General features: G+C 35.2%; 20 protein-coding genes, 1 pseudogene and 1 riboswitch. Of the genes and pseudogenes, 6 read left to right on the forward strand and 15 right to left on the reverse strand.

Annotated features, from left to right (window positions below):
• Positions 1-87: 87 nt before the first annotated feature.
• Positions 88-714: a YczE/YyaS/YitT family protein gene (locus tag NLJ82_RS26655; RefSeq protein ID WP_000943413.1), complete on the forward strand. Its 627-nt coding sequence runs from the start codon at positions 88-90 to the stop codon at positions 712-714.
• Positions 715-737: 23 nt separating this feature from the next.
• Here the strand turns inward: NLJ82_RS26655 and NLJ82_RS26660 are convergent, their stop codons facing one another.
• The 4 genes from NLJ82_RS26660 to NLJ82_RS26675 form a co-directional block, all read right to left on the reverse strand.
• A complete protein-coding gene (locus NLJ82_RS26660; RefSeq protein WP_000659098.1) occupies positions 738-2,033 on the reverse strand; it encodes a homoserine dehydrogenase in 1,296 nt (431 codons plus the stop codon).
• Positions 2,034-2,174: 141 nt separating this feature from the next.
• Positions 2,175-3,080, reverse strand: a complete 906-nt coding sequence (metA, locus tag NLJ82_RS26665) for a homoserine O-acetyltransferase MetA (RefSeq protein ID WP_001121520.1) — start codon at positions 3,078-3,080, stop codon at positions 2,175-2,177.
• The gene (locus NLJ82_RS26670; RefSeq protein ID WP_000504757.1) at positions 3,064-4,362 is read right to left on the reverse strand and encodes a bifunctional O-acetylhomoserine aminocarboxypropyltransferase/cysteine synthase; all 1,299 of its coding nucleotides are present in this window, start codon (positions 4,360-4,362) and stop codon (positions 3,064-3,066) included. Before NLJ82_RS26670 ends, metA begins: the two co-directional genes overlap by 17 nt.
• 91 nt (positions 4,363-4,453) lie before the next feature.
• Positions 4,454-4,558, reverse strand: a riboswitch (SAM riboswitch).
• Between the two features lie 273 nt (positions 4,559-4,831).
• Positions 4,832-5,527 carry a YjjG family noncanonical pyrimidine nucleotidase gene (locus NLJ82_RS26675; protein ID WP_000760174.1) on the reverse strand — a complete coding sequence of 232 codons (696 nt, stop codon included), beginning with the start codon at positions 5,525-5,527 and terminating at the stop codon, positions 4,832-4,834.
• Positions 5,528-5,633: 106 nt separating this feature from the next.
• Here NLJ82_RS26675 and NLJ82_RS26680 point away from each other — a divergent pair, with 106 nt between their 5' ends.
• Positions 5,634-6,305 (forward strand): transcriptional regulator YeiL, encoded by a 672-nt coding sequence (locus NLJ82_RS26680; RefSeq protein ID WP_000868836.1) that lies wholly within the window; start codon positions 5,634-5,636, stop codon positions 6,303-6,305.
• A 61-nt stretch (positions 6,306-6,366) separates the two neighbouring features.
• On the opposite strand, the gene NLJ82_RS26685 is transcribed toward NLJ82_RS26680, so the two are convergent.
• From NLJ82_RS26685 to NLJ82_RS26695, 3 genes are all read right to left on the reverse strand, one after another.
• A complete protein-coding gene (locus NLJ82_RS26685) occupies positions 6,367-6,993 on the reverse strand; it encodes an FMN-dependent NADH-azoreductase (RefSeq protein ID WP_000170050.1) in 627 nt (208 codons plus the stop codon).
• Between the two features lie 191 nt (positions 6,994-7,184).
• Positions 7,185-7,832, reverse strand: a complete 648-nt coding sequence (locus NLJ82_RS26690) for a response regulator (protein ID WP_000695786.1) — start codon at positions 7,830-7,832, stop codon at positions 7,185-7,187.
• Between the two features lie 20 nt (positions 7,833-7,852).
• Positions 7,853-9,424 (reverse strand): GAF domain-containing sensor histidine kinase, encoded by a 1,572-nt coding sequence (locus NLJ82_RS26695; RefSeq protein ID WP_000485103.1) that lies wholly within the window; start codon positions 9,422-9,424, stop codon positions 7,853-7,855.
• A gap of 135 nt (positions 9,425-9,559) precedes the next feature.
• Here NLJ82_RS26695 and pdxK point away from each other — a divergent pair, with 135 nt between their 5' ends.
• Complete coding sequence (pdxK, locus tag NLJ82_RS26700) at positions 9,560-10,384, forward strand: pyridoxine/pyridoxal/pyridoxamine kinase (RefSeq protein ID WP_000174249.1); 825 nt, start codon at positions 9,560-9,562, stop codon at positions 10,382-10,384.
• An 84-nt stretch (positions 10,385-10,468) separates the two neighbouring features.
• Here the strand turns inward: pdxK and NLJ82_RS26705 are convergent, their stop codons facing one another.
• The 8 genes from NLJ82_RS26705 to NLJ82_RS26740 form a co-directional block, all read right to left on the reverse strand.
• Positions 10,469-11,524, reverse strand: coding sequence for a GGDEF domain-containing protein (locus tag NLJ82_RS26705; protein ID WP_000942883.1), 1,056 nt, complete (start codon positions 11,522-11,524; stop codon positions 10,469-10,471).
• A 146-nt stretch (positions 11,525-11,670) separates the two neighbouring features.
• A complete protein-coding gene (locus NLJ82_RS26710; protein WP_000919887.1) occupies positions 11,671-11,874 on the reverse strand; it encodes a YbdD/YjiX family protein in 204 nt (67 codons plus the stop codon).
• A complete protein-coding gene (cstA, locus tag NLJ82_RS26715; protein ID WP_001259568.1) occupies positions 11,867-13,942 on the reverse strand; it encodes a carbon starvation protein CstA in 2,076 nt (691 codons plus the stop codon). Before cstA ends, NLJ82_RS26710 begins: the two co-directional genes overlap by 8 nt.
• Before the next feature lie 121 nt (positions 13,943-14,063).
• On the reverse strand, positions 14,064-14,780 hold the full coding sequence (locus NLJ82_RS26720) for a LytR/AlgR family response regulator transcription factor (protein ID WP_000698247.1): 717 nt from the start codon (positions 14,778-14,780) through the stop codon (positions 14,064-14,066).
• 265 nt (positions 14,781-15,045) lie between these two features.
• The gene (locus NLJ82_RS26725; protein WP_000521096.1) at positions 15,046-16,245 is read right to left on the reverse strand and encodes an MFS transporter; all 1,200 of its coding nucleotides are present in this window, start codon (positions 16,243-16,245) and stop codon (positions 15,046-15,048) included.
• Positions 16,246-16,537: 292 nt separating this feature from the next.
• Positions 16,538-17,278, reverse strand: coding sequence for a WecB/TagA/CpsF family glycosyltransferase (locus NLJ82_RS26730; RefSeq protein WP_000290759.1), 741 nt, complete (start codon positions 17,276-17,278; stop codon positions 16,538-16,540).
• Positions 17,279-17,299: 21 nt separating this feature from the next.
• Positions 17,300-18,409 (reverse strand): glycosyltransferase family 4 protein, encoded by a 1,110-nt coding sequence (locus NLJ82_RS26735; protein ID WP_001221232.1) that lies wholly within the window; start codon positions 18,407-18,409, stop codon positions 17,300-17,302.
• Positions 18,410-18,504: 95 nt separating this feature from the next.
• Complete coding sequence (locus NLJ82_RS26740; RefSeq protein WP_000880771.1) at positions 18,505-19,977, reverse strand: O-antigen ligase family protein; 1,473 nt, start codon at positions 19,975-19,977, stop codon at positions 18,505-18,507.
• 494 nt (positions 19,978-20,471) lie between these two features.
• On the opposite strand from NLJ82_RS26740, the gene NLJ82_RS26745 reads away from it, so the two are divergent.
• The 3 genes and pseudogenes from NLJ82_RS26745 to NLJ82_RS28960 all read left to right on the forward strand — a co-directional run bounded on the left by NLJ82_RS26745 (position 20,472) and on the right by NLJ82_RS28960 (position 22,536).
• Positions 20,472-21,104 carry a trimeric intracellular cation channel family protein gene (locus NLJ82_RS26745; RefSeq protein WP_000924376.1) on the forward strand — a complete coding sequence of 211 codons (633 nt, stop codon included), beginning with the start codon at positions 20,472-20,474 and terminating at the stop codon, positions 21,102-21,104.
• 250 nt (positions 21,105-21,354) lie between these two features.
• Positions 21,355-21,732 (forward strand): annotated as a pseudogene (locus tag NLJ82_RS28955) (protoglobin family protein); the annotation flags it as partial.
• Positions 21,730-22,536, forward strand: coding sequence for a methyl-accepting chemotaxis protein (locus tag NLJ82_RS28960; protein WP_370657705.1), 807 nt, complete (start codon positions 21,730-21,732; stop codon positions 22,534-22,536). The pseudogene NLJ82_RS28955 and the gene NLJ82_RS28960, both read left to right, overlap by 3 nt.
• Positions 22,537-22,586: the final 50 nt, after the last annotated feature.

A 22,586-nucleotide genomic window follows, 5' to 3' on the forward strand; every position in this document is an offset into this window, starting at 1 on the left:
CTTCCCTGCAAAAATTCTCCCTTGACCTGGTAAGCTTTCCACAATATATCCTTTCCTAGCAAATACATTTTGAAAGGATATACAACTATGCTTCGATTCAAATTAGAATATATATTTTTCATTGGTGGTCTACTCATTCTCGCCATCGGTATTAATATGATGACGACCATTACTTCCTTTGGACTTAGCCCTTATGATTCCTTCTTTATTGCACTATATCAAAATTTCGGGATAAGTATCGGTTTTTGGATTTTCATGATTAATTTTGCCTTTACCCTTATCGTCCTCTTTTGGAATAAAAGACAAATTACAATCGGTACAATCGTAACAATGGTTCTTATCTCTCTTTTTGTTGATTGGATTGGTTCCATTACAACTATTATGGACGCTGTCCGTTCTCTTCCAAAATATATAACACTTATTTGCGGAAATCTATTCGTTGGAGCCGGAATTGGTCTTTATGTCTCTACAAACCTTTGTGCAGCACCGCAAGAAGCTTTCGTTTTAACAGTTGCTGAGAAAAAGAAATGGACATTTAGAAGAACAGAAATTTCGTTAGCGTTTTTATTTTTAACATTAAGCTTTTTATTAGATGGACCTATCTATTTTGGAACAATCATCTTATCTTTTACAACAGGCTGGATTATCCAAGCATTTATTCAAGTTGGTACGAAGATTTTAAATAGAAAAAAACCTATTAAGCAAGCCGCTTAATAGGTTTTTTCTTAGAGGAGATACTACTTTGCATCCCCTTCAATTCGATAGTTTGCTTTCAAACAATCTATTTCTTCATACCCTTGCAACGTATGTAGAATATAATCATAATCAGCAAGAGAAGCACGATGCGTTACAATTACAATTTCAGCTTTTCCTTTCTCTTCAAGTGGCATTTGAATAATTTTTTCAAAGCTAACGCCACGCTCAGAGAATAACGAAGTAATTTTTGCAAATACACCAATTTCATCTTTCACATGAAGTCTTAAAAATTTCTTCACAACAATTTCGTCTGGCTCTTTTAATACTTTTTGATATTGCGGGACTACAGCACTATTTCCTGTTACCCCTAACCTAATATTTTGCATTACAGCTACTAAATCGGAAACAACAGCTGTTGCTGTCGGTAAACTTCCTGCACCTGGTCCATAAAACATCGTTTCTCCAACTGCTTCACCATACACATATACAGCGTTATATTCATTTTGCACGGCCGCAAGAGGATGTGTATTTGGAAGTAAAGTCGGTTCAACTGTAACCTCTAATTTTTCACCATCTCGCTTCGCAAGACCGATTAGTTTAATCGTGTAACCTAAACTCTTACTGTATTCGATATCTTCCTCTGTAATAGAAGTAATCCCTTTTACCTTCACATCTCCAAGCTCTACATTTGTAGAGAAACCAAGGGTAGCCAAAATTGTCATTTTTCTTGCTGCATCTAAACCTTCTACATCTGATGTTGGATCCGCTTCTGCAAATCCAAGTTGCTGGGCTTCTTTTAACACGTCGTTATATGCTCTCCCTTCATCTGACATTTTCGTCAAAATAAAATTTGTCGTTCCATTTACAATTCCCATTACTTTCGTAATAAGATCTGAAGAAAGTCCCTCTACAATACTTCGTAAAATCGGAATCCCTCCGGCTACACTTGCTTCATAAAACAAATCTGCTTTATTATCTTTTGCTACCGCTAAGAGTTCCGCCCCATGTAACGCCATTAAATCTTTATTGGCAGTCACAACATGCTTCCCGCTTTGTAAAGCTTGCAAAATATATGCTTTTGCATCATCAATGCCACCCATTACTTCGATGACAACGTCGATGTTTGGATTGTCTAAAATTTCATGTGCATCTTGTGTTAATAGAGTAGAAGGTACCTCTACTTCTCTCTCTTTTTCAATATTTTGTACTAGCACTTTCGTTACTTTTACAGGACAACCTACTTGGTGTATAAGTCGCTCTTGGTGATCTGTAATGATACGAACTACTCCGCTACCAACTGTCCCAAGACCTAATAAGCCAACTTGAATTTCTTTCATAATACTGTCCACCCCTCAAAAATTGTGTTTAGATGAAATTATATGAATAAAAAATCTGAAAAACAATGTTTTTTGAACATTCGGAAAAATATAGGTTAATCTTTACAAAGAAAACGTTGCCACGTGTGACACAATCTTTTTTTATAATACATAAGGGGTTTCTTGATACACGTAATAATTCAGCCAATTAGAGAATAATAGATTCCCATGGCTTCTCCACCTTACAAGCGGCTTCTCATTTGGATTATTATGCTTAAAATAGTTTTTCGGCACATCAATATTTAACCCTTTTTGGCGGTCCCGTTCGTATTCTTGCTTTAACGTATCACAACTATATTCACTATGCCCGAGCGCAAACACTTGTCTTCCTTCTTGCCCAATAACAAGGTGAACACCTGCTTCCTCAGAGTTTGCTAATAATGTTAATTCTTTCACCTCTCTAATATCACTCTCTCGTACTTCTGTATGACGCGAATGCGGGGCGAAAAACAATTCATCAAAACCTTGTAACAGTTTCACATGTTGCTCACGGACTTCATGTTCAAATACACCAAACATTTTTTCCTTAAGAGGATACTTTGGAACGCCATAATGATGATACAAACCAGCCTGTGCCCCCCAGCAAATATGAAGCGTAGATGTTACATTCGTTTTTGAATACTCCATAATACGTTTAAGCTCTTCCCAATAATCTACCTCTTCAAAAGAAAGGGTTTCAACTGGTGCTCCTGTAATAATGAGTCCATCAAATTTCTCATTCTCAATATCACGGAATGTTTTATAGAAACTCGTTAAATGTTCCTGTGCAACATTACGAGACAAATGCGATTCCATATGAAGTAAATGAACATCTAATTGCAACGGTGTATTTCCAATTAAACGAAGTAATTGCGCTTCTGTTTCTTGCTTTGTAGGCATTAAATTTAATATAGCAATTTTCAATGCCCGGATATCTTGTGTTTCTGCTCGCTCTTTTGTCATTACAAAAATATTTTCCTCCTGCAACACTTTGCGAGCTGGCAAATCTTTATCAATTATGATCGGCATGTTGTTTGCCTCCGACTAGCGCTGCTTCTAAATCTGCAATAATATCCGAAACATCTTCTATGCCAACTGATAAACGAATTAAATCTGATGTGACGCCAGCTAAGCGCTGATCTTCGGCACTTAATTGTCTATGCGTTGTACTAGCAGGATGTATAACGCAAGTTCGCGCATCAGCCACATGCGTTACGAGAGTTGCTAGTTTTACATTTGAAATAAATTCTTTTGCTGCTTCTAATCCTCCCTTAATGCCGAATGTTAAAACACCACTAGCACCTTTTTTCAAATACTTTTGTGCTAACGAGTAATTTTCATTACTATTTAATCCCGGATAGTTCACCCATTCAATACGTTCATGATCAGCAAGCCATTTAGCAACTGCAAGAGCATTTTCACTATGACGCTCCATTCGTAAATGCAATGTTTCTAAGCCGATATTGCTAATATACGCATTAAATGGGCTCATACAGTTTCCGTAGTCTCTTAATAATTGAACACGTGCCTTCACAATATAAGCTGCTGCACCAAAATTTTGAACGTAACTTACGCCGTGATAACTTGGATCCGGTTCAACTAGTTCAGGATATTTCCCGTTTGTCCAATCGAAGTTCCCTCCGTCAATTACAATGCCACCTAACGAACTTGCATGACCATCAATATATTTTGTCGTAGAATGAACGATAATATTTGCTCCATGTTCAAATGCTTGGCATAAATAAGGAGTTGCTAATGTATTATCCACGATAAAAGGTACTTCCAACTCTTTCGCTGCATCTGAAAGTTCTTTGAAATTTAAAACGTTCATCGCCGGATTTCCTAGCGATTCTGCATAAACGAGTTTCGTCTTATCATTAGCAAGGGCCACAATTTCATCAGCAGTTAAATTCGGATTAAAGAATGTAACATCGATACCAAGTTTACGCAAACTCACTCCAAATAAATTAAACGTCCCGCCATAAACTGTGGAAGAACAAAGCAAGTGGTCTCCGCTACTACAAATATTTAAAACAGCAAGCATAATAGCAGCTTGCCCAGAAGCCGTTGCAACAGCACCTACACCACCCTCTAAATCCGCTAACTTTTGCTCAAATGCAGCTAAAGTAGGATTTCCAATACGCGTGTAGATATATCCTTCTGCCTCTAAATTAAATAGCGCTGCTAAATCATCTGAAGTATCGTATTTATACGTTGTACTTTGATAAAGCGGTAAAACACGCGGTTCACCATTCTTTGGCGTATAGCCACCTTGCACACAAATCGTTCCTTTCCCCCATGATTCTCCCATTTCTCATTCTCCTTTCTTTTATACAAAATAAAAAACTGCCCCTTTCCTGAAAACAAGAAAGGAGCAGTTTGAAACACGCTCTAAAGGCTCTTTCTTATCTCTCAGGGTTATTACCTGCAGGATTTGGCACAATTCCGTTATACGGCTGTTGCCAAGGTTTCATCGGGCCTGTCCCTCCACCTTTTCTTGATAAGACTATGCAATTACCGTTGATTTTATAGCAATAATTTCCTCATGTCAATTAGTTTTTCTGAATGTTCTAAATTAAATACAAAGAACTTAATGTACATAACAGAAGAAATATATTCTATATCCATTTGAAAAAGACCTTTTAAAACCTCCGCTTAATTTACTATTACCAATGCTTGGGGCAGCTACTATCGGAAATGCATTTCCACTTCCAAAACATAACGAAACTACAAATAAAAAAAATAGGCAGTGTGGACAAAGGTTCCACTGCCTATTCTCATTACACATGTTGCTTCAATAATGCATATAACTCCTCAAAATTATGCACTTCATATGTCGGTATAATCCCACTATCATTTAATTTCCTTTCTGGATTAAACCAACAAGTATCAATTCCCGCTACATATCCACCTTTCATATCAGCGCTTAATGAATCCCCAATAATGAGCCCTTCTTCAGGAACAAAGTTAGGAATCCTTTCAAAAACATAATCAAAATACTCTTTCATCGGCTTTTGATAACCTGTATCTTCAGAAACGAAAATATCTTGAAACAAGGCATGTAACCCTGCATTACGTAATCGTTTATCTTGCGTCTTAGAAATACCGTTTGTCACTATATATAAATCGTACTCACTTTGAATTTGATTTATAAATTGTAAGGCACCTTCCATGAGCTGATTTCCTTCTTCTAAGTAACTGCGATAATTATTTTCGAATAATATCCCATCTACTTCTTCCCCGTATTCTTTAAACAAAATTGAAAATCGTGTATTTACAACTTCATCACGATTTATTTTACCTTCTTCAAAAGCAGTCCAAAGACTTTTATTAATTTTTTTATATTGCGCTTCAATCTCGCTAGTGAGAGACATCCCTTTCTCTTCAAAAAGCATACGTAATGCCGATTTTTCTGCCTTTTGAAAATCCAACAATGTATCATCTACATCGAATAATAATGTTTTATATTTTTTCATAAGCCCTTCACACTCTCTTTTCTACAAAAACAAATTTACGTAAATCGTATCATTCTTTCTTGTAAAAATAATAGGAGATATCTCATACTAAACATGAGGTGAAAACATGAAAGTCAGCAGAAATAGCGAAGAAATCTCTCATTACATACAAACTTACAATTTCCATACTCTTTTTTCTTTTGATATCTTACCGTATGCTGAACTACATTCCTTTCAGAAGAGAGAAAAGATATGTAATGAAGGGGTCGATGTTCCTTATCTTTATTACTTAATTTCTGGGAAAGCAAAAATATATATGAGTCACAAAAACGGAAAGGTCTCCTTGATTAACTTTATTCAGGCACCTTCGTTCATTGGGGAATTAGGATTAATTGGCGTAGAATCTGTTACGAAAACGGTGGAAGTAATGGAAGATTGTATATGCTTAGCGCTTCCTCTTAAAGATTGTCAGCATCTTTTGTTACAAGATGCTACCTTTCTACAGAAACTATGCAAATTTATCGGTGAGAAAACCATTACCCGAACAGAAAGTTATGCTAAAAATAATAGTTATCCGTTCGAAAATCGATTAGCGGCGTTTATTCTATTAACAGAACAAAATAACAGTTATATAGAAAAACATACTGAGGTTTCGGAATACTTAAATGTTAGCTACCGTCACCTTTTATATGTATTAAACCAATTTTGCCAACAAAATTACTTAAAGAAAGATGGAAGAACCTATTACATACAAGATCGAATTCAGTTAGAAAAACTAGCTGACGAACTTAAAATATAAAAAAGTAGCATTAACGTTTATCTGTTAATGCTACTTTTTTGAGTGACGATTCTATTTTCAATTAAAATTTACTTGCTACTTTAGCTGCTTCTTCAAGACCAGCTGTAATGATTTCTTCTGCTTTATCTGGGAATTGGTTATGTCCTTCAATAACTACTGTTTCCATGTTTGTTGCGCCGAAGAAGCCCATCATGCTTGCTACATATTTAACAGCCATTTCTACTTCTGCTGCTGGACCTTCAGAGTATACACCGCCGCGCGCGTTTAATAATGCAATCTTCTTATCTCCAATTAGACCAACTGGACCTTCTGGCGTATATTTAAACGTTTTACCAGCACGGTTTAAATAATCAATATATGTGTGTAACACTGCTGGAATCGTTAAGTTCCATAATGGGAAACCGAAAACGACTTTATCAGCTTCTAGGAATTGATTTAAATACTTATCAGCAACTGCTACTGCTTTTGCTTCCTCTTCAGTTAAATCAAACCCTTTACCAGCTTTGAATGTACCATTAATCATATCTACGCCTACATATGGTAATTCTTCTTTATATAAATCAAGTTCTACTACTGTATCGTTTGGATGCGCTTCTTTGTAACTTGCTAAAAACGCTTCATATAATTTTACACTAACTGCTTGTTCCGCTGGACGGTTGTTTGCTTTTACGAATAAAACTTTTGTCATTATGTTTTCCTCCTAGTACTAACTCTTCTGTTGTTATATGCTTTCAAAAAAGGTATCCCTTGTAATTGTTGTTTTGTTGCTTACAAACATATTTTATCTTTATATCAAGACAATTTCGTCCTCACATAGACGTATTTTTCCATAAAAAAAGTCCACCTTCTAAAGGCGAACTAGGTCTTACGACTTTCGTCTTATACAACTCCATTTTTTACTGCATATAATGCTGCTTGCGTACGATCAGATAAATTCAACTTACTCAAAATACTACTTACATGAGCTTTTACCGTTTTTTCCGTAATAACTAAAACAGAAGCGATTTCTTTATTACTCATCCCTTTCGCTAATAGCTGCAATACTTCATTTTCTCTCGCTGTTAACACATCCACTTGAATAGAAGGCTCTTCTTCCTTTTCTTCTACAGGTAATGTTTGAGAGAGAAGAGCATTTGCTATATCAGGATGTAATTGAATATTACCTTTATATGCACTTCGAATAGCCTCAACAAGCTGATCCGGTTCTACATCTTTTAAAATATACCCGCTTGCTCCAGCCCTTAATGCTGGTAACACATGCGCCTGATCAGAAAAGCTAGTTAATACAATTACTTTCACATTCGGATATTCTTTTTTAATACACGCTGTCGCCTCAACACCATCCATTTCGGGCATATATAAATCCATTAGTACAACATCAGGATTCGTCTCCCCTACTTTCATTAGTGCCTCTTTCCCATTACTTGCTTCTCCAACTAACTCTATATCTTCCTGTGTACTTAAGAAAAATGCTAATCCTTTTAAAACGACTGTATGATCATCAACTAACAATACTTTTATTTTCACAAACTTCCCTCATTTTCACATCATAATGGTACGTTTACTTTTACACTTGTCCTTTTCTTATCACTTACAATTTTAATTGTTCCACCGACTAATTCTACTCTTTCTCGCATCGTAGTCATGCCAAGTGATTTCTTCTCTTTTATATCCTTTTCTACGAAGCCGGTTCCTTGATCGACTATTTCTAACGATACATTCTTCTCCGTCACTTTGAAATAAATCGTCGCTTCTCTAACATTTGCATGCTTACTTACATTATTTAAAGCTTCTTGTCCAATTCTCCATAGCGCTTCCTCTACTACGCGTGGCAAATCACGGACACCTGTAACTTGTTCTCGAATTTTCAAACCCAAACTTTCACCATATTGCTTTAAAGCTGGTAATAATCCTTTCTCCAAACCCGCTGGACGTAATTGCCAAATTAACGTCCTCATTTCTTTTAAAGCTCCTTGCGCTAGTTCACGCATGTCATGCAAAGATCGATCCACTTTTTCGTTTTGACCTTTTAAAACCGCCTCAGCGCCTTTTGTCATAAAGGTTAACGAAAATAACTTTTGTGAAACAGAGTCATGTAAGTCCCTTGCTAATCGATTTCTTTCTTCCATTCGTACGAGTTCACGTCGTTGCTCATTTAACCTTAAATTTTCTATCACGAAAGAAATATGATTTGTTATTGCTTGAAGTACATCTAACGTATTTACATCAAATTCACCATTATTTGAACTAACACATAAAACACCAAATATGTGAGTTTGAATCTGTATTGGGGTGGCGATAACCGTCCTATTAGAGGCAATCTTATGACTGATTTGATCGTTTAATAAAATAGGTTCACCTTTTTCTAACGCTTCTTTCGCCGCTTCTTTTATATCCTCCTGCCATTCTTCCTGGCAATAAGATGCCCGCAAGGATAATTCTTTCTCTTCCCTAATAAAGAATGCGACTTGATTCCACTGAAACACTTCACCTAATTGATCTACAACTTTTTCAGGCAATATATTAAATTGATGAATCGTTCTTAAAACTTGAATGAACCGTTCTAATTTCACATAATAATGTGCTCTTCGCTTTTCATTTTCATATAACTTTGCTCGTTTTAAAGCCGTTCCAATTTGGAAGGCAACTGATTGAAGCAATACTAATTCTTCTTCTGAAAAATGTGTTTTACCTGGGCTTGCCACATTTAACAAACCAAATTTTTCTCCTCCAGCCTTTAAAGGAACCGTAGCATGATGAAGAATTCCTTCTGTATCTCCCCAATTATATTCAATTGCATTATTAATTCTTTTACATTCAATAATATTAACAGCTCGCTCTAGTTTTCCTTCCACAAAGCCACGTAAACACCAACATTCCCCTTCACACATCGGGCGTTTGTTTTCATATGTAAGTGCCTCTGGTAATTGATAATCAATTAATTTTGTATATCTACCATTTTCATCCGCAAGAAATATCCATCCTGTCGTTAAACCTGTTACACTAAGTAATTTTTCTAGCACTGCTTGCAATACATGATATGTATCATTTGATGTATTTAGTGTTTCTGCAATTTCTTTTAATATAACTAATTCATTTGTACGATTCTCTTGAAACATAATTCGTCTCCTACATACAAGATTTTACATAGTTCCTAACATAAATCATCTACTTTTCACTTTGTACTTATTCGTAACATTGATATAATGGTGAAAACATAGTTTTCATTATATCACCTGAGGGGGCTTTTCATAATGACATTAAATAAAGCACTTACTATCGCTGGTTCTGACACAAGTGGCGGTGCTGGTATACAAGCAGATTTAAAAACATTCCAAGAACTTGGTGTGTACGGAATGACATCTCTTACGACAATCGTAACGATGGATCCACATAACGGTTGGGCACATAACGTATTCCCAATCCCAGCTTCTACATTAAAACCACAATTAGAAACGACAATTGAGGGCGTTGGCGTAGATGCTTTAAAAACAGGTATGCTTGGATCGGTAGAAATTATTGAAATGGTTGCAGAAACAATCGAAAAACATAATTTCAAAAATGTAGTAGTTGACCCTGTTATGGTATGTAAAGGTGCTGATGAAGCATTACATCCTGAAACGAATGATTGCTTACGTGACGTTCTTGTTCCAAAGGCATTAGTTGTCACACCAAACTTATTTGAAGCTTACCAATTAAGTGGCGTAAAGATTAATTCTCTTGAAGACATGAAAGAAGCAGCGAAAAAAATCCATGCTTTAGGTGCGAAATATGTCCTAATTAAAGGCGGTAGCAAGCTTGGTACCGAAACTGCAATCGACGTCCTATATGATGGAGAGACATTCGACATTCTAGAATCAGAAAAAATTGATACGACAAATACACACGGCGCAGGTTGCACATATTCTGCTGCAATTACAGCAGAACTTGCAAAAGGAAAACCTGTGAAAGAAGCAGTAAAAACTGCTAAAGAATTTATCACAGCTGCTATCCGTTATTCATTCAAGATCAACGAATACGTAGGCCCAACACATCACGGTGCATATCGTAAATTCGTTGTATCAAAAGAGCTTGTCTAACCTATAAATAAAAACACCCACAGAGTGTGTATTTTCCCTCTCTGTGGGTGTTTTTATTTATAAGCTCTTCTGGTCATCTTATCTTTAAGATGCAGAACTGACCTGATTTCTACCATTTCTTTTGGAGTAATATAATGCATCATCAGCTGCTTGAATAAATTGCTCTGGTGATTGTTCATATACTGAAATTCCTACTGAAACTGTAATTTTTATTTTTGTTCCATCTAACAATTGGAATGAATGTTTTTCAACAGCTGCGCGAACTTGTTCCCCCATACGCATTCCGTAAGCTAATCCCTTCTGTGGTATAAGAAGCGCGAACTCCTCTCCACCCTTTCGAAAAGCCAAATCTGGAAACGTTGAAACTTCTCGTAAAATACGCCCTATTTGTTTTAATACTTCATCTCCTGCAGGATGCCCGTACGTATCGTTTACAGACTTAAAATGATCAATATCTATAAGTAGTAAACAAAGTGAATCATTTTTCATGCGCTTATTACCAATATGATGATTCATTTCTAAATCAAACTGCCTTACGTTTCCTAACCCTGTCAATGCATCTATCGTTGCATATTGCTTCATCTTTTGAAATAACTCATTGGATTGCAATACATAATTTGCGCTTATAAATGTGATATATGCCGCTACACTACTACAAACTAAATATAATGCTACTATAGACATATCTTTAAATAACATAGAAAGTGGCACTATTAAAATAGATAAACTATATACATTAAACCAGATCCACCTTATAAATATAGAAGCTTTCATCCGCCAAATAAAAATAATTCCAACACCTATCAATACAATAGTATAACAAGCCAATTCAGAGGCTAAAGAGTACTCGGTTAAAAATAATCGGGTAATTAAAATAATCGTAACTGTTATACTACTAGCTATCGGACCTCCAATTATAATTGCCAAAATAACAGCTAAATAGCGTAGATCTAACATAATATTCTCAATATGTACGCCAAAGTACATCAACAGTACACTTAATATTCCAGTAAAAATACCTACTACACATTTCTGCCAAAAAGAGAACTCTTCTTTTAACGGTTTATCTCTTAAAAGCTGACCTCCAATAAAAATAAAGGAAAGAATAATTGTTGTGTTTACAAATAAGTCCCTTAACATAAAATAATCTCCCTACTTTTCTATCTATCCCTTTCCTTATTTTATTGTATACGACATCCCTATAATTCCCAAAGATTTTTATTTATTTTTTGCTGTTCCACGTGAAACAGCAAAAAAATAAAAAGGACGAAAATTCGTCCTTTTCACTAACAACAGCGCGATATCTTTCCACCCTTTGCATTAAATCTAGCTTCTTGCGCTTCTGCAAAAAATTGTTTTTGACATACAACTTCTTTTTCTGGATGATGCTTTTTCATATGCTCTACATATGTTTCATAGCTTGGTACTCCAACAAGTAAACTAATAAAGTGTTTCCTTTGTCCCCATACTTGCCATAGTCTTTTAAGCATAGTTCCTCGACTCACTTTCATCTCTAGGGATATATGGTGCCTCTTTTAGCGGCATTGGCTTATTTCTTAATACTTGAATCCAAATTCGAATTGCAGAAATTAATACAGCGATTACAACGATCATAAAAATTCCACAAAGTGCCGCATCAATATAATCATTGAAAATAATTTGCTTCATTTGAGCCACATTTTTAGCTGGCGCTAACACTTTCCCCTCATCTAATGCTCCTTGAAACACCTTTGCGTGGGATAGAAATCCTATTTTAGGGTTTTCATGAAATAGCTTTTGATAACCCGCCGTCATCGTTACAATAAGCAATCCGACAGTTGGAATAAGCGTCACCCAAACATATGCCTTTTTTCCCATTTTGAACAAAATTGTCGTTCCAAGTAATAACGCAATACCTGCTAACATTTGATTTGCAATACCGAAAAGTGGCCATAATGTATTAATTCCACCAAGCGGATCAACTACCCCTTGATATAAGAAATAACCCCATCCTAACACACATAACGTTGTAGCTATTACATTCGCTAATGTAGAATCCGTTTTCCCAAATGGCTTATATACATGCCCTAAAATATCTTGAATCATAAATCGACCTACGCGCGTTCCAGCATCAATCGTTGTTAAAATGAATAACGCTTCAAAGAGAATCGCAAAATGATACCAAAATGCCATCATGGCCGTTCCACCTATTACTTTTGAGAAAATATATGCCATACCTATCGCTAACGTTGGTGCACCACCTGTACGTGATAAAATCGTTTGCTCTCCAACGTTTACAGCGAGATCTTTTAGTTCATTTGGTGTAATAGCAAATCCCCATGAGGAAATAACTTGAGCTGCCTGCGAGACATCTGTACCGATAAGTGCTGCAGGACTATTAATTGCAAAGTACGTTCCCGGTGTTAATACACAAGCTGCAATCATCGCCATGGCTGCTACAAACGACTCCATTAACATTGCTCCATAACCGATTGGCTGTGCGTGTCCCTCTTGCTCAATCATCTTCGGCGTCGTACCTGATGAAACAAGAGCATGGAATCCAGACACTGCACCACAAGCAATAGTAATAAATAAGAACGGGAATAAATTTCCAGAGAACACAGGACCAGTTCCATCAATAAATTTCGAAACTGCTGGCATTTGTAAATCTGGTGCTACAATTAAAATACCGATTGCTAATCCTACAATTGTTCCGACTTTTAAAAATGTACTTAAATAATCACGTGGTGCTAAAAGCATCCAAACTGGTAATGCCGATGCGATAAATCCATATACAATAAGCATTATAGCAATTGTTTCTCCGCTAAACGTGAACATGCTTGCAAGCGCTGGATTTTCCGCTACATACTGCCCTCCAATAAGAGACAGTATAAGTAGGATAATTCCAATTACTGACCCTTCACCAACCCGTCCAGGCCTAATGTAGCGCATATATACTCCCATTAAAATAGCAATAGGAATCGTTGCTGCTATCGTAAACATTCCCCAAGGGCTTCCGACAAGCGCCTTTACTACTACTAATGCTAATACTGCTAATAAAATAATCATAATGCCTAAAATACCAATCATTGCAATAAGTCCTGTAACAGGACCAATCTCATCTTTAATCATTTCACCGAGAGATTTACCATTACGTCTCATCGAAGCAAATAAAATGACAAAATCTTGCACAGCTCCAGCGACAACTACCCCTACAATAATCCATATTGTCCCTGGCAAATATCCCATTTGTGCCGCCAAAATCGGTCCTACTAAAGGACCAGCCCCAGCGATTGCTGCAAAATGATGCCCAAATAATACCCATTTATTTGTCGGAACATAATCTTTTCCATCATTTAATGTATGAGCTGGCGTTTGTCGATTATTATCTAAACCGAATACCTTTCTCGCTATAAATCTACTATAAAAGCGATAAGCAACTGCATACACACATACCGCAGCTACTAAGAGCCATACAGCATTAATAGTTTCACCTTGTGATAAAGCTATTACACCAAAAGCCCCGGCTCCTACTGCTGCAATAACTCCCCAAAGTAAAATCGACTTCAATGTTCTCACATACAATCCCCCCAATACTATTTCTTAGTGGGATTGTACTAAATTTTCTGAATATTTAACTTGAATCCTCCCTATCATGAAGGATTTTTAGTTTATCATGTTAAAAAATTCGCATTATCTGCTATAATTCAATTTTATTTCGAAGTCGTTTCACATAATTACGACTTACTGGAATCGGTTGCTCATCATATTTATCTAAATATAGATTATATGTGCCATTATAGTAAGGCTTTAACTCTTGTACATATGACATATTAATTAAATAACTTTTATGCACACGTAAAAAATCATATGCATTTAGCTTATTTTCTAGCTCCTGGAGTGTATATGTTGAAATATACTGATTATTTGTTGTATAAATTGAAACTGTTTTGTTTTCCTTATTTTTGCTTACATATACAATATCTTCAGGGAAAATATACCGAATCCCCTCTTGACCTTCTATCGGTAGTTTACGCAAATAGCTCTTTGCTTTCTCACCTTGCTCTTTAGCCATTCTATATAAAAGGAATTGCAAATCTTCCTCGCGAAATGGGCGTAGTAAATAATAAACTGCTTGAAAACGAAATGCTGTAATGGACTCTTCTATATCTTCACCCATAAAAATAAATTTCGTATAACAATTTACTTCCCGTAATAAACTCGCATATTCAAAACCCGTTCCATCTAGTAATTTTGAATTTAAAAAAACAAAATCTGGTGTATGCTTCTTCATCATAAATAATGATTCTGTTCCTGTATTTGCTTCAAAACATTCTACATTCCTTATATTTTCAGTAAATTTTTCAACTAAACCTCTTCGCTCTTCTGCATCTTCCATGATCAGTAAAATTTTCATTTCTTCAACCACCTAATTCTTTTGTCCGTATGTCCTGTTGTATACATTCGCTTTTATAAGGAACATTCCCTTTTTCTTACTATACCATTATTTATCTAAAAAAACAGAAAAAAGGGAACCATCATGGTTCCCCCTGCCCTTTTTTCCGTTATTTGTAGGCAGTAAAACCCACTGAATGAGAAAACATGGGCTCTTAGTTTTACTACTCTAAAACATAATTGGTACGGACCAATAATTGAGATCACTTACCGATTAAAGTTTTACCTTATACTAATTCTCGTTGTTTCGTTTCTTGCCCAAGTATAATTACAGCAAATACGCCTATTAAAATTGATCCACAGAAAATCGTAAATATTAGTGATAGTGAAGCCTGTAAAGCAACTAAATATCCTACTAATAGCGGTCCAAGAATACCACCAATACGACCGAATGCTGCCGCCATCCCTGCACCTGTACCACGAATAACTGTTGGGTATTGTTCAGGTGTATAAGCATATAATGCACCCCAAGCACCTAAATTAAAGAATGATAGTAACATGCCTGCTACGATTAATACCGTTAATGACTCTGCCACTCCAAATAAGTAAGCACTGCAAGCTGTACCAATTAAATACGTAACTAAAACAAACTTACGACCAAGACGTTCAATAAACCAAGCAGCTGTGAAATAACCTGGTAATTGAGCTAACGTCATAATAAGTACGTATTGGAAACTTTTTATTAAACTAAATCCTTTTAATACCATTACACTAGGTAACCAAAGGAACATGCCATAATAAGAGAAGACAACAGAAAACCATAAAATCCATAACATAATTGTTGCCTTACGATATTCCCCAGACCAAACTGACTTTATATTTTCGATAACGGATGGCCTTTTTTCAACCTTTTGGAATCTTGGAGAATCTGGTAAATTCCATCTTAAATATAAAGCGTATAGTGCCGGAACCGCACTCAATATCATCGCAACTTCCCAACCATATTTCGGTATAACAAAATACGAGATAAGAGCTGCGATTAGCCATCCACCTGCCCAAAAACTTTCTAATAGCACAACTATTTTGCCACGTTCATGTGCTTCAACACTCTCCGATACTAATGTAGAAGCAACTGGAAGTTCTCCACCAAGCCCCATACCAATTAAAAATCGTAAAACAAGGAACATAGCAAGTGTCGTCGTTAAAGCCGTTAAACCACTACCGATAGAAAATAATAATAATGTAATAATAAAAACTGATTTCCGCCCTATTTTATCTGATAGTATTCCAAAAACGAGCGCCCCGACCGCCATACCAATTGAATTAATACTGCCTATCCAGCCCATTTCTTGGGTACTTAATCCCCAATCTTTTTGCAGCGCTACCATTACAAATGAAAGCATTCCAACATCCATTGCATCAAATAACCATCCAAGCCCCGCTATACCAAGTAGCTTTCGCTTCGAAATTTCTTTCACCTTGCCCACAAGAAGTCCTCCTTACACAGCTGTCTTTACACATCATTTTACATGTGTGAATTGTATAAGTAAAATACTTTCGGTAAAAAATTCTCCTTCATCATTCCCAAAAAGTAAAATACTTATCCGACTATTTGAGGGCAGTAAGACCCCTCACCTCAAAATTCAGCTGAAGCAAAGAGCGATAGATAAAAAAACCATGGCCATTAAACACCCGATTAGTGAGTATCCGCAATCGGTAGTAGATGAATAAAAACGCACTTTATTAAAAATGGACAAATAAAAAAGTAGCGATAGAACGCTACTTTTTTGAACGCATGACTTCTTTTAAAAATTCCGCTAATACTAACTGACGACGCCAACGCGTTGGATTGCTACACAATCTATAAAACCACTCTAAATGGATCGCTTGAATCCATTTTGGTGCACGTTTTACCTCTCCAGCCCATACATCTAAACTTCCGCCTACTCCAACGGCCATTTTCGTTTCTAAACGATGCTTATTCGTTTGGATAAAGTTCTCTTGTCTCGGGAAACCAAGTGCAACAAGCAATAGGTCTGGTTTTGCCTTTTGAATACGAGAAACAATATTCTCTTCTTCTTCTTGTTTAAAATACCCATCTTGTATACCCACAATAGATACAGCTGAATACGTCTTCGTTAAATGATCTGCTGCAGCTTGTACAACATGCGGTTTTGCACCTAATAAGAAAACTGATACTGGTTTATTGTCTTCTGATAACGCCGCAAGTAAATTACACATTAAATCAAAACCTGCTACACGTTCCTTTACAGGTGTACCTAACATACCACTTGCTTTTACGACTCCAATACCATCAGGTGTAATTAAATCTGCATTTAATAATGTTTGATGGAATGCTTCATCCTTTTTTGCACACATAACAATTTCAGGATTTGCTGTTACTACCTGAAAAGTATGTGTTCGCTCCACTTCTAGTTGTTCTTTTAAATATTGGACCGTTTCATCCATTGTCATTGTAGAAAAAGGAACGCCTAGAATATCAACTGTTTGTACTGCCATAGTTAACTATCCTCTCTATCATTACAAGTTTTTCGCTATTAATTGCTTATATGTTTCCTTTGTATCTTCATATAGTTTTTGAAGTGAGAAGTTCATAATAGCATGCTCATAAATATGTTTCCCCATTGCTGCTAATTCTCCAGTTTTCCACTTATCATACGCTTCTTCTAATGCTAATGCTAATGCCTTTCCATCATCTGTTGGCACAATCCATCCATACGTTTCATCTACAATTAATGGTTCAATCTCTCCAGCCCTAGTCACAATTGATGGTACGCGTTGATTTGCCGCTTCTAATAAAACTAGTGGGAACCCTTCACTATGGGAGGTTAATAAATTCACATGTGATGACGCAAATAATTGTTTTACATCTTGACGATGCCCTAAAAACTCGACTTTATTATTAATCCCTTTTTCAGTAGCCAATGACTTTAGATTTTCTTCTAACGGGCCATCGCCAACTAACAATACTTTAATTTTCTCTAATTTTGTTCGTTGTAACGCATCAAATAGAACTTCATGTCCTTTCACAGGATGCAATCGTGCTACTTGGATTGCCGTAAATACATCTTCATCAATATTGAACATTTCTTTTTTATTATAACCTTCTGCTTTTTCCTTATCGTATTCAATTCCATTATAAATAACATGCATCTTTTCATTAGAAATACCTAAAGCAGCTAAACTTTTCTTTAATCTATTTGTTACAACAAAAAATAAATCTATATTTTTTAAGGCTTTCAAATTCAATTTCGTAAAAATCCAACCTTTTAAGCCTTGTTTAGTAAAGTCTTCAAATGGATCACTATGAATAGTCGTTACCCATTTTGCCGTTATTCTCTTTTTCATTAAAGAAACATAGAAATTAGCCCTAGGACCATGCGTATGAACTATATCAAATTTTTCATTATTAATGAATTCGCTTATATTCTTTAAAATAGATAAATCATAGCGGGATTTTTGTGAAAACACATGGACTTTTATCCCTAACTCTCTTGCTTCTTTCGCAACAATTCCATCTTCAAATACCGCTAATTCTACTTCACCAGTTGGAAACTGATCGAGAAGTGAAATAATATGTGTTTTCCCTCCCCCATCTTCTGCTCCTGCATTCATATGCAATATCCTCATATTTTTTCCTCCTTTAAATCCTCGCCACATTTCCATCTATCTTTATTTTACTGTACTAAAAAATAAAAGCTAACAAAAGTTAGCTTTTATTTTAATCATTCAATTTCTAAGTCTACAATTAGATAAGCTAACACCACTACAAAGTAGATCCCAACTCCTGGTGCTGTTAAAATATGTCCTGCAATATAAGCAATACCTAATGCTAACAATAAGCTTGCTGCAATCATTCCATATTTTATATTAAATATCTCTTTAAACCTTGTAATAAATACTAGTAGGATTCTTAAGCCGTAATAAATAAATGGAATCATTAGTAATGCAAAACCAATAATCCCAAAGTCATAAAACCAATCATGGAAGTCCATTTCAATTAGCTTTGGATCTGGCTGCTTTTGTTCATTATATTTAAAATTACCTGCATAACCCATTCCTAATAACTTTTGTGACATTGGCGCTTCTTTAAAGAACTGCTTATGTCTTTCTTCATATACTTGACGTCCGCTGAAAATAAGATTTTCTTGATTTTCTTTCTTTTGCTCTTTCTCAAGCTCTTTCTTAACTTCCTCTTCTATCTTCGCCTTTTCTTCTGGCTTTTCAACTTTATGATGCTTTTCTTCTTTTGCTTTAAGTTCTTGCTCTTTTTTCAGCTTTTCTTTAATTTCTTTTTCCTTTTGACCTTGCTGTGCCACATTTTGCTCTGATAAATAGTTATTGTGAATGCCCATATTTTGTGCTAATGGCGTTTGTTTAAACGTTCCAACTACACCAGCTAATAGGACAATAGCAATTACCGCATTAAACGCAAGGGATTTTTTGTTCGGATTTTTTCTATCAAATAATAATTGTAGTACAATGATTCCGATTGCTGCCGCTAACGTAGCACCAATTGAGCCCATTCCTACTTTCGTACCGACCTGAATTAATGAATAAATCATTAAAAGCGATGGAATCCAATATAAAACGTGTTTCCAGCTCTTTGTTTTTTGAATAGAATATAGTACCACAATAGGGAAAATAATAGCTAAGATTGAACCTAGTTCATTCCCTGCATAGAACCAACCTCGAGAACCTACCTTCATCCATTCATAACTACCAAAATCAGTAGATGTTGAAATAGAAATAACCATAATTGCGTTAATGATTAATGTAGCATATACAATACTATTTCGAACCTTATCACTAATATTAACTTTCTTTTTCAATGATTTTAAAGCTAAAATGTATGATCCCAGCATGATATATATATATAATGCTTTCGCAACGAATTTAACTTCTTCACTAAGTACAATAGGATTCTTAACTAGTTTATTATTAATAAATCCTACCCCTAAAACTCCGGCTAATAATATAAGATAAATTAAAAACTTTCTATTTCCCTTCTCTTTTGCCTGAATTAAAATATAAATGCCACCAACAGCCATAATAAGGAATCTTACTAAAATTCCAACGGTAGCACTTGACTTTAATAAAGTGATGCTAAGAGACGTTAATAAATCTAAAACAGGCTGTAAAATAATAAAAAAGAGCAAAAAACGCTCAAATCTAACCCTAGCTTGATTTGCTAACATTCCAAGACCTCCATACAAAATCTCAACATTATCTTTTAATCATAATTTTTTATCATTCAAACACACCTAGCAATTATAACATAACTCATATTCAAATCGAGAACTATTTTTCCAGCTAAAACTAGCCAGGATAAGTATTAATCAGTAATAGAAATTACTGTTCTTTCGCTATACTCCTTATTTTTACAAAAGCTATCTAACAACCATCCCCTTATTTTTGTCAGTATATACATATTTTTTTATCATTTTATACAGATGTAAACAACATACCTACCATTGTAACATTTTACCAACTAGGTAACATCAAAAAAATGTAAAATTAATCTTTTCATATCTTTTTCAAATTACTTTATAGCTATTTTCCAAACATTTTCAAACGCTTTCTTTATGTATTTTATCCGTTTTTCTACATGTAGCGAAAAGTAATTGTTATTTCCAATACTTTAGTGTATATTTTTTCTCTGGAACATCTTTAAGAGGAAGGGATTAAGGCCATGTTATTAATCGATATATTTACGTTTCTTGGCATTATCGCCGCTGCCATTTCTGGTACATTAGTTGGTTTAAAAAAAGATTTAGATTTATTCGGTGTCCTTTGTTTAGCTGTAGCTACTGCGCTCGGCGGCGGTATTATTCGTGATATTATGATCGGTAACCTGCCTCCCGTCGCATTTGTTAAACCCATTTACTTTTTCGTAAGCGTATTATCAGCATTATTTACTTGTATGTTTTTTGAACGTATCAATAAACTTCAAGTTGTTATTATGCTTTCTGATGCTGTTGGCTTAGGCGTTTTTACAGCTATTGGTGCAAATGCGGCAATGTCACATCATGTTGACGCCTCATTTTTAGTTGTTTCAATGGGAGTCATTACAGGTATTGGAGGCGGTATTTTGCGTGACATTTGCGCTCAAGATATCCCCTACGTATTCCGAAAAGAAATTTACGCCATCGCTTCTATTTTAGGGGCAATTAGTTTCCTAATCACATATGCAATGGGGGCACACGTATTGGCTTTCTATGTTTGTTTACTAGTAACATTCATTATTCGTGTTGTCACTGTCATATATAATGTACATTTCCCAGTTTTCTTTAAAACACATGCTAAAATTAATAAAGGTCATTAAGAGAATTCTATATGGAATTCTCTTAATTTATATACTATTCTACACACTAATATAGAGTAATTGCATATAAAAATATATAATTATATTAGAACTAAAAAATGAAAACGCTTTACAAACAGGGGGAAGAACGATGCTTGGGGTTTTTAAAAAACATAACAATAAAACAAACGTCAGTATACTTGAATTAAGTAAGAATCAACAAATCACTTTTAACGTTCCTACTAATTCTGAACTGAAAATTCAAATGGATATGCTACATATTTCAAAAGAAGATTTACAAATCGTAAAGGTACTACAGCCCTTTATTTATGAAGAAATTGATTGGATTACTGAAAAATTCTATTCCAATATTACAAAACAGCCTAATTTAATTACGATTATCGAACGTTATAGCTCTATTCCAAAACTAAAGCAAACTTTAAAAACACATATAAAAGAATTATTTAGCGGAGATATGCATGAAGACTTTATTGAACAACGTGTTAGAATTGCCAAAAGACATGTACAAATCGGGTTACATAGAAAATGGTATACTGCCGCTTATCAAGAATTATTCCGCTCTATCATGAAGATTTTAAAAACGAAAATTACAACAATTGACGATTTTTCTTATTCCATAAACGTAATAAACAAATTATTTACTCTTGAACAAGAACTCGTTATCGCGGCTTATGAATCTGAATATGAAAGAATGCAAAAAGAACTTGAAAAAGAAAAAGAAATAACAGCTATGACCATTACGCATATTGCAACAGAACTAGCATCTGTATCTGAAAAAACAAGCGCTTCTATTCAGCAGTTAACCGCTAGATCTGAAACGATTGTAGAAATTGCTAAAACAGGTACGTCATTAGCTACAACATCAGAAGAAAAAGCAAATAAAGGTAAAGAACAATTAAATGAGCAAAATAAACGAATGGAATACATTCAAACGAACATGGAAACGATTATTACAGATACGCATGAACTTCTCGATATTTCTAACAAAATTAACGAAATTATAGATATTGTAAAATCAATTGCAGAGCAAACAAATTTACTCGCACTAAATGCTGCAATTGAATCTGCGCGTGCTGGGGAATTTGGCAAAGGCTTTTCTGTTGTAGCTGGAGAAATTAGAAAGTTATCAGAGCAAACGAAAGAATCTATATTTAACGTTACAAAGCTCGTTGAAAAAACAAATGAACAGATTGTTCGTGTCTCTTCTTCCGTGAAACAAATTAGCTCTCTCGTATCTGAAGGAACTGATAGTATGTCTGCAACGGATCAATACTTCCAAGAAATCGTAAAAGACATGTCTAACTCGAAAGAACAGAATAAAAAAATTGAGAATGAGTTAGAAACCATTTCACAAGTAATGAAAGGAATTCAAGACGATTCCTCAAAAATGGCTCTAACAGCCGATAGTTTACAACTGGAATTAAATCGATAGAGTGAAGTTTATGTCAGTAGAGATATTTTATCCCTGCTGACTCTTAGCTT

Origin of the sequence: Bacillus paranthracis (assembly GCF_024296885.1) — a bacterium.
In the GTDB taxonomy this organism is placed as follows: domain Bacteria; phylum Bacillota; class Bacilli; order Bacillales; family Bacillaceae_G; genus Bacillus_A; species Bacillus_A paranthracis.

What these genes read in the sequence shown, in the direction of transcription:
- NLJ82_RS26655 (WP_000943413.1), top strand. Translation starts at nt 88, where the DNA reads ATGCTTCGATTCAAATTAGAATATATATTTTTCATTGGTGGTCTACTC.
- NLJ82_RS26660 (WP_000659098.1), bottom strand. Translation starts at nt 2,033, where the DNA reads ATGAAAGAAATTCAAGTTGGCTTATTAGGTCTTGGGACAGTTGGTAGC.
- metA (WP_001121520.1), bottom strand. Translation starts at nt 3,080, where the DNA reads ATGCCGATCATAATTGATAAAGATTTGCCAGCTCGCAAAGTGTTGCAG.
- NLJ82_RS26670 (WP_000504757.1), bottom strand. Translation starts at nt 4,362, where the DNA reads ATGGGAGAATCATGGGGGAAAGGAACGATTTGTGTGCAAGGTGGCTAT.
- NLJ82_RS26675 (WP_000760174.1), bottom strand. Translation starts at nt 5,527, where the DNA reads ATGAAAAAATATAAAACATTATTATTCGATGTAGATGATACATTGTTG.
- NLJ82_RS26680 (WP_000868836.1), top strand. Translation starts at nt 5,634, where the DNA reads ATGAAAGTCAGCAGAAATAGCGAAGAAATCTCTCATTACATACAAACT.
- NLJ82_RS26685 (WP_000170050.1), bottom strand. Translation starts at nt 6,993, where the DNA reads ATGACAAAAGTTTTATTCGTAAAAGCAAACAACCGTCCAGCGGAACAA.
- NLJ82_RS26695 (WP_000485103.1), bottom strand. Translation starts at nt 9,424, where the DNA reads ATGTTTCAAGAGAATCGTACAAATGAATTAGTTATATTAAAAGAAATT.
- pdxK (WP_000174249.1), top strand. Translation starts at nt 9,560, where the DNA reads ATGACATTAAATAAAGCACTTACTATCGCTGGTTCTGACACAAGTGGC.
- NLJ82_RS26705 (WP_000942883.1), bottom strand. Translation starts at nt 11,524, where the DNA reads ATGTTAAGGGACTTATTTGTAAACACAACAATTATTCTTTCCTTTATT.
- NLJ82_RS26710 (WP_000919887.1), bottom strand. Translation starts at nt 11,874, where the DNA reads ATGCTTAAAAGACTATGGCAAGTATGGGGACAAAGGAAACACTTTATT.
- NLJ82_RS26720 (WP_000698247.1), bottom strand. Translation starts at nt 14,780, where the DNA reads ATGAAAATTTTACTGATCATGGAAGATGCAGAAGAGCGAAGAGGTTTA.
- NLJ82_RS26730 (WP_000290759.1), bottom strand. Translation starts at nt 17,278, where the DNA reads ATGGCAGTACAAACAGTTGATATTCTAGGCGTTCCTTTTTCTACAATG.
- NLJ82_RS26735 (WP_001221232.1), bottom strand. Translation starts at nt 18,409, where the DNA reads ATGAGGATATTGCATATGAATGCAGGAGCAGAAGATGGGGGAGGGAAA.
- NLJ82_RS26740 (WP_000880771.1), bottom strand. Translation starts at nt 19,977, where the DNA reads ATGTTAGCAAATCAAGCTAGGGTTAGATTTGAGCGTTTTTTGCTCTTT.
- NLJ82_RS26745 (WP_000924376.1), top strand. Translation starts at nt 20,472, where the DNA reads ATGTTATTAATCGATATATTTACGTTTCTTGGCATTATCGCCGCTGCC.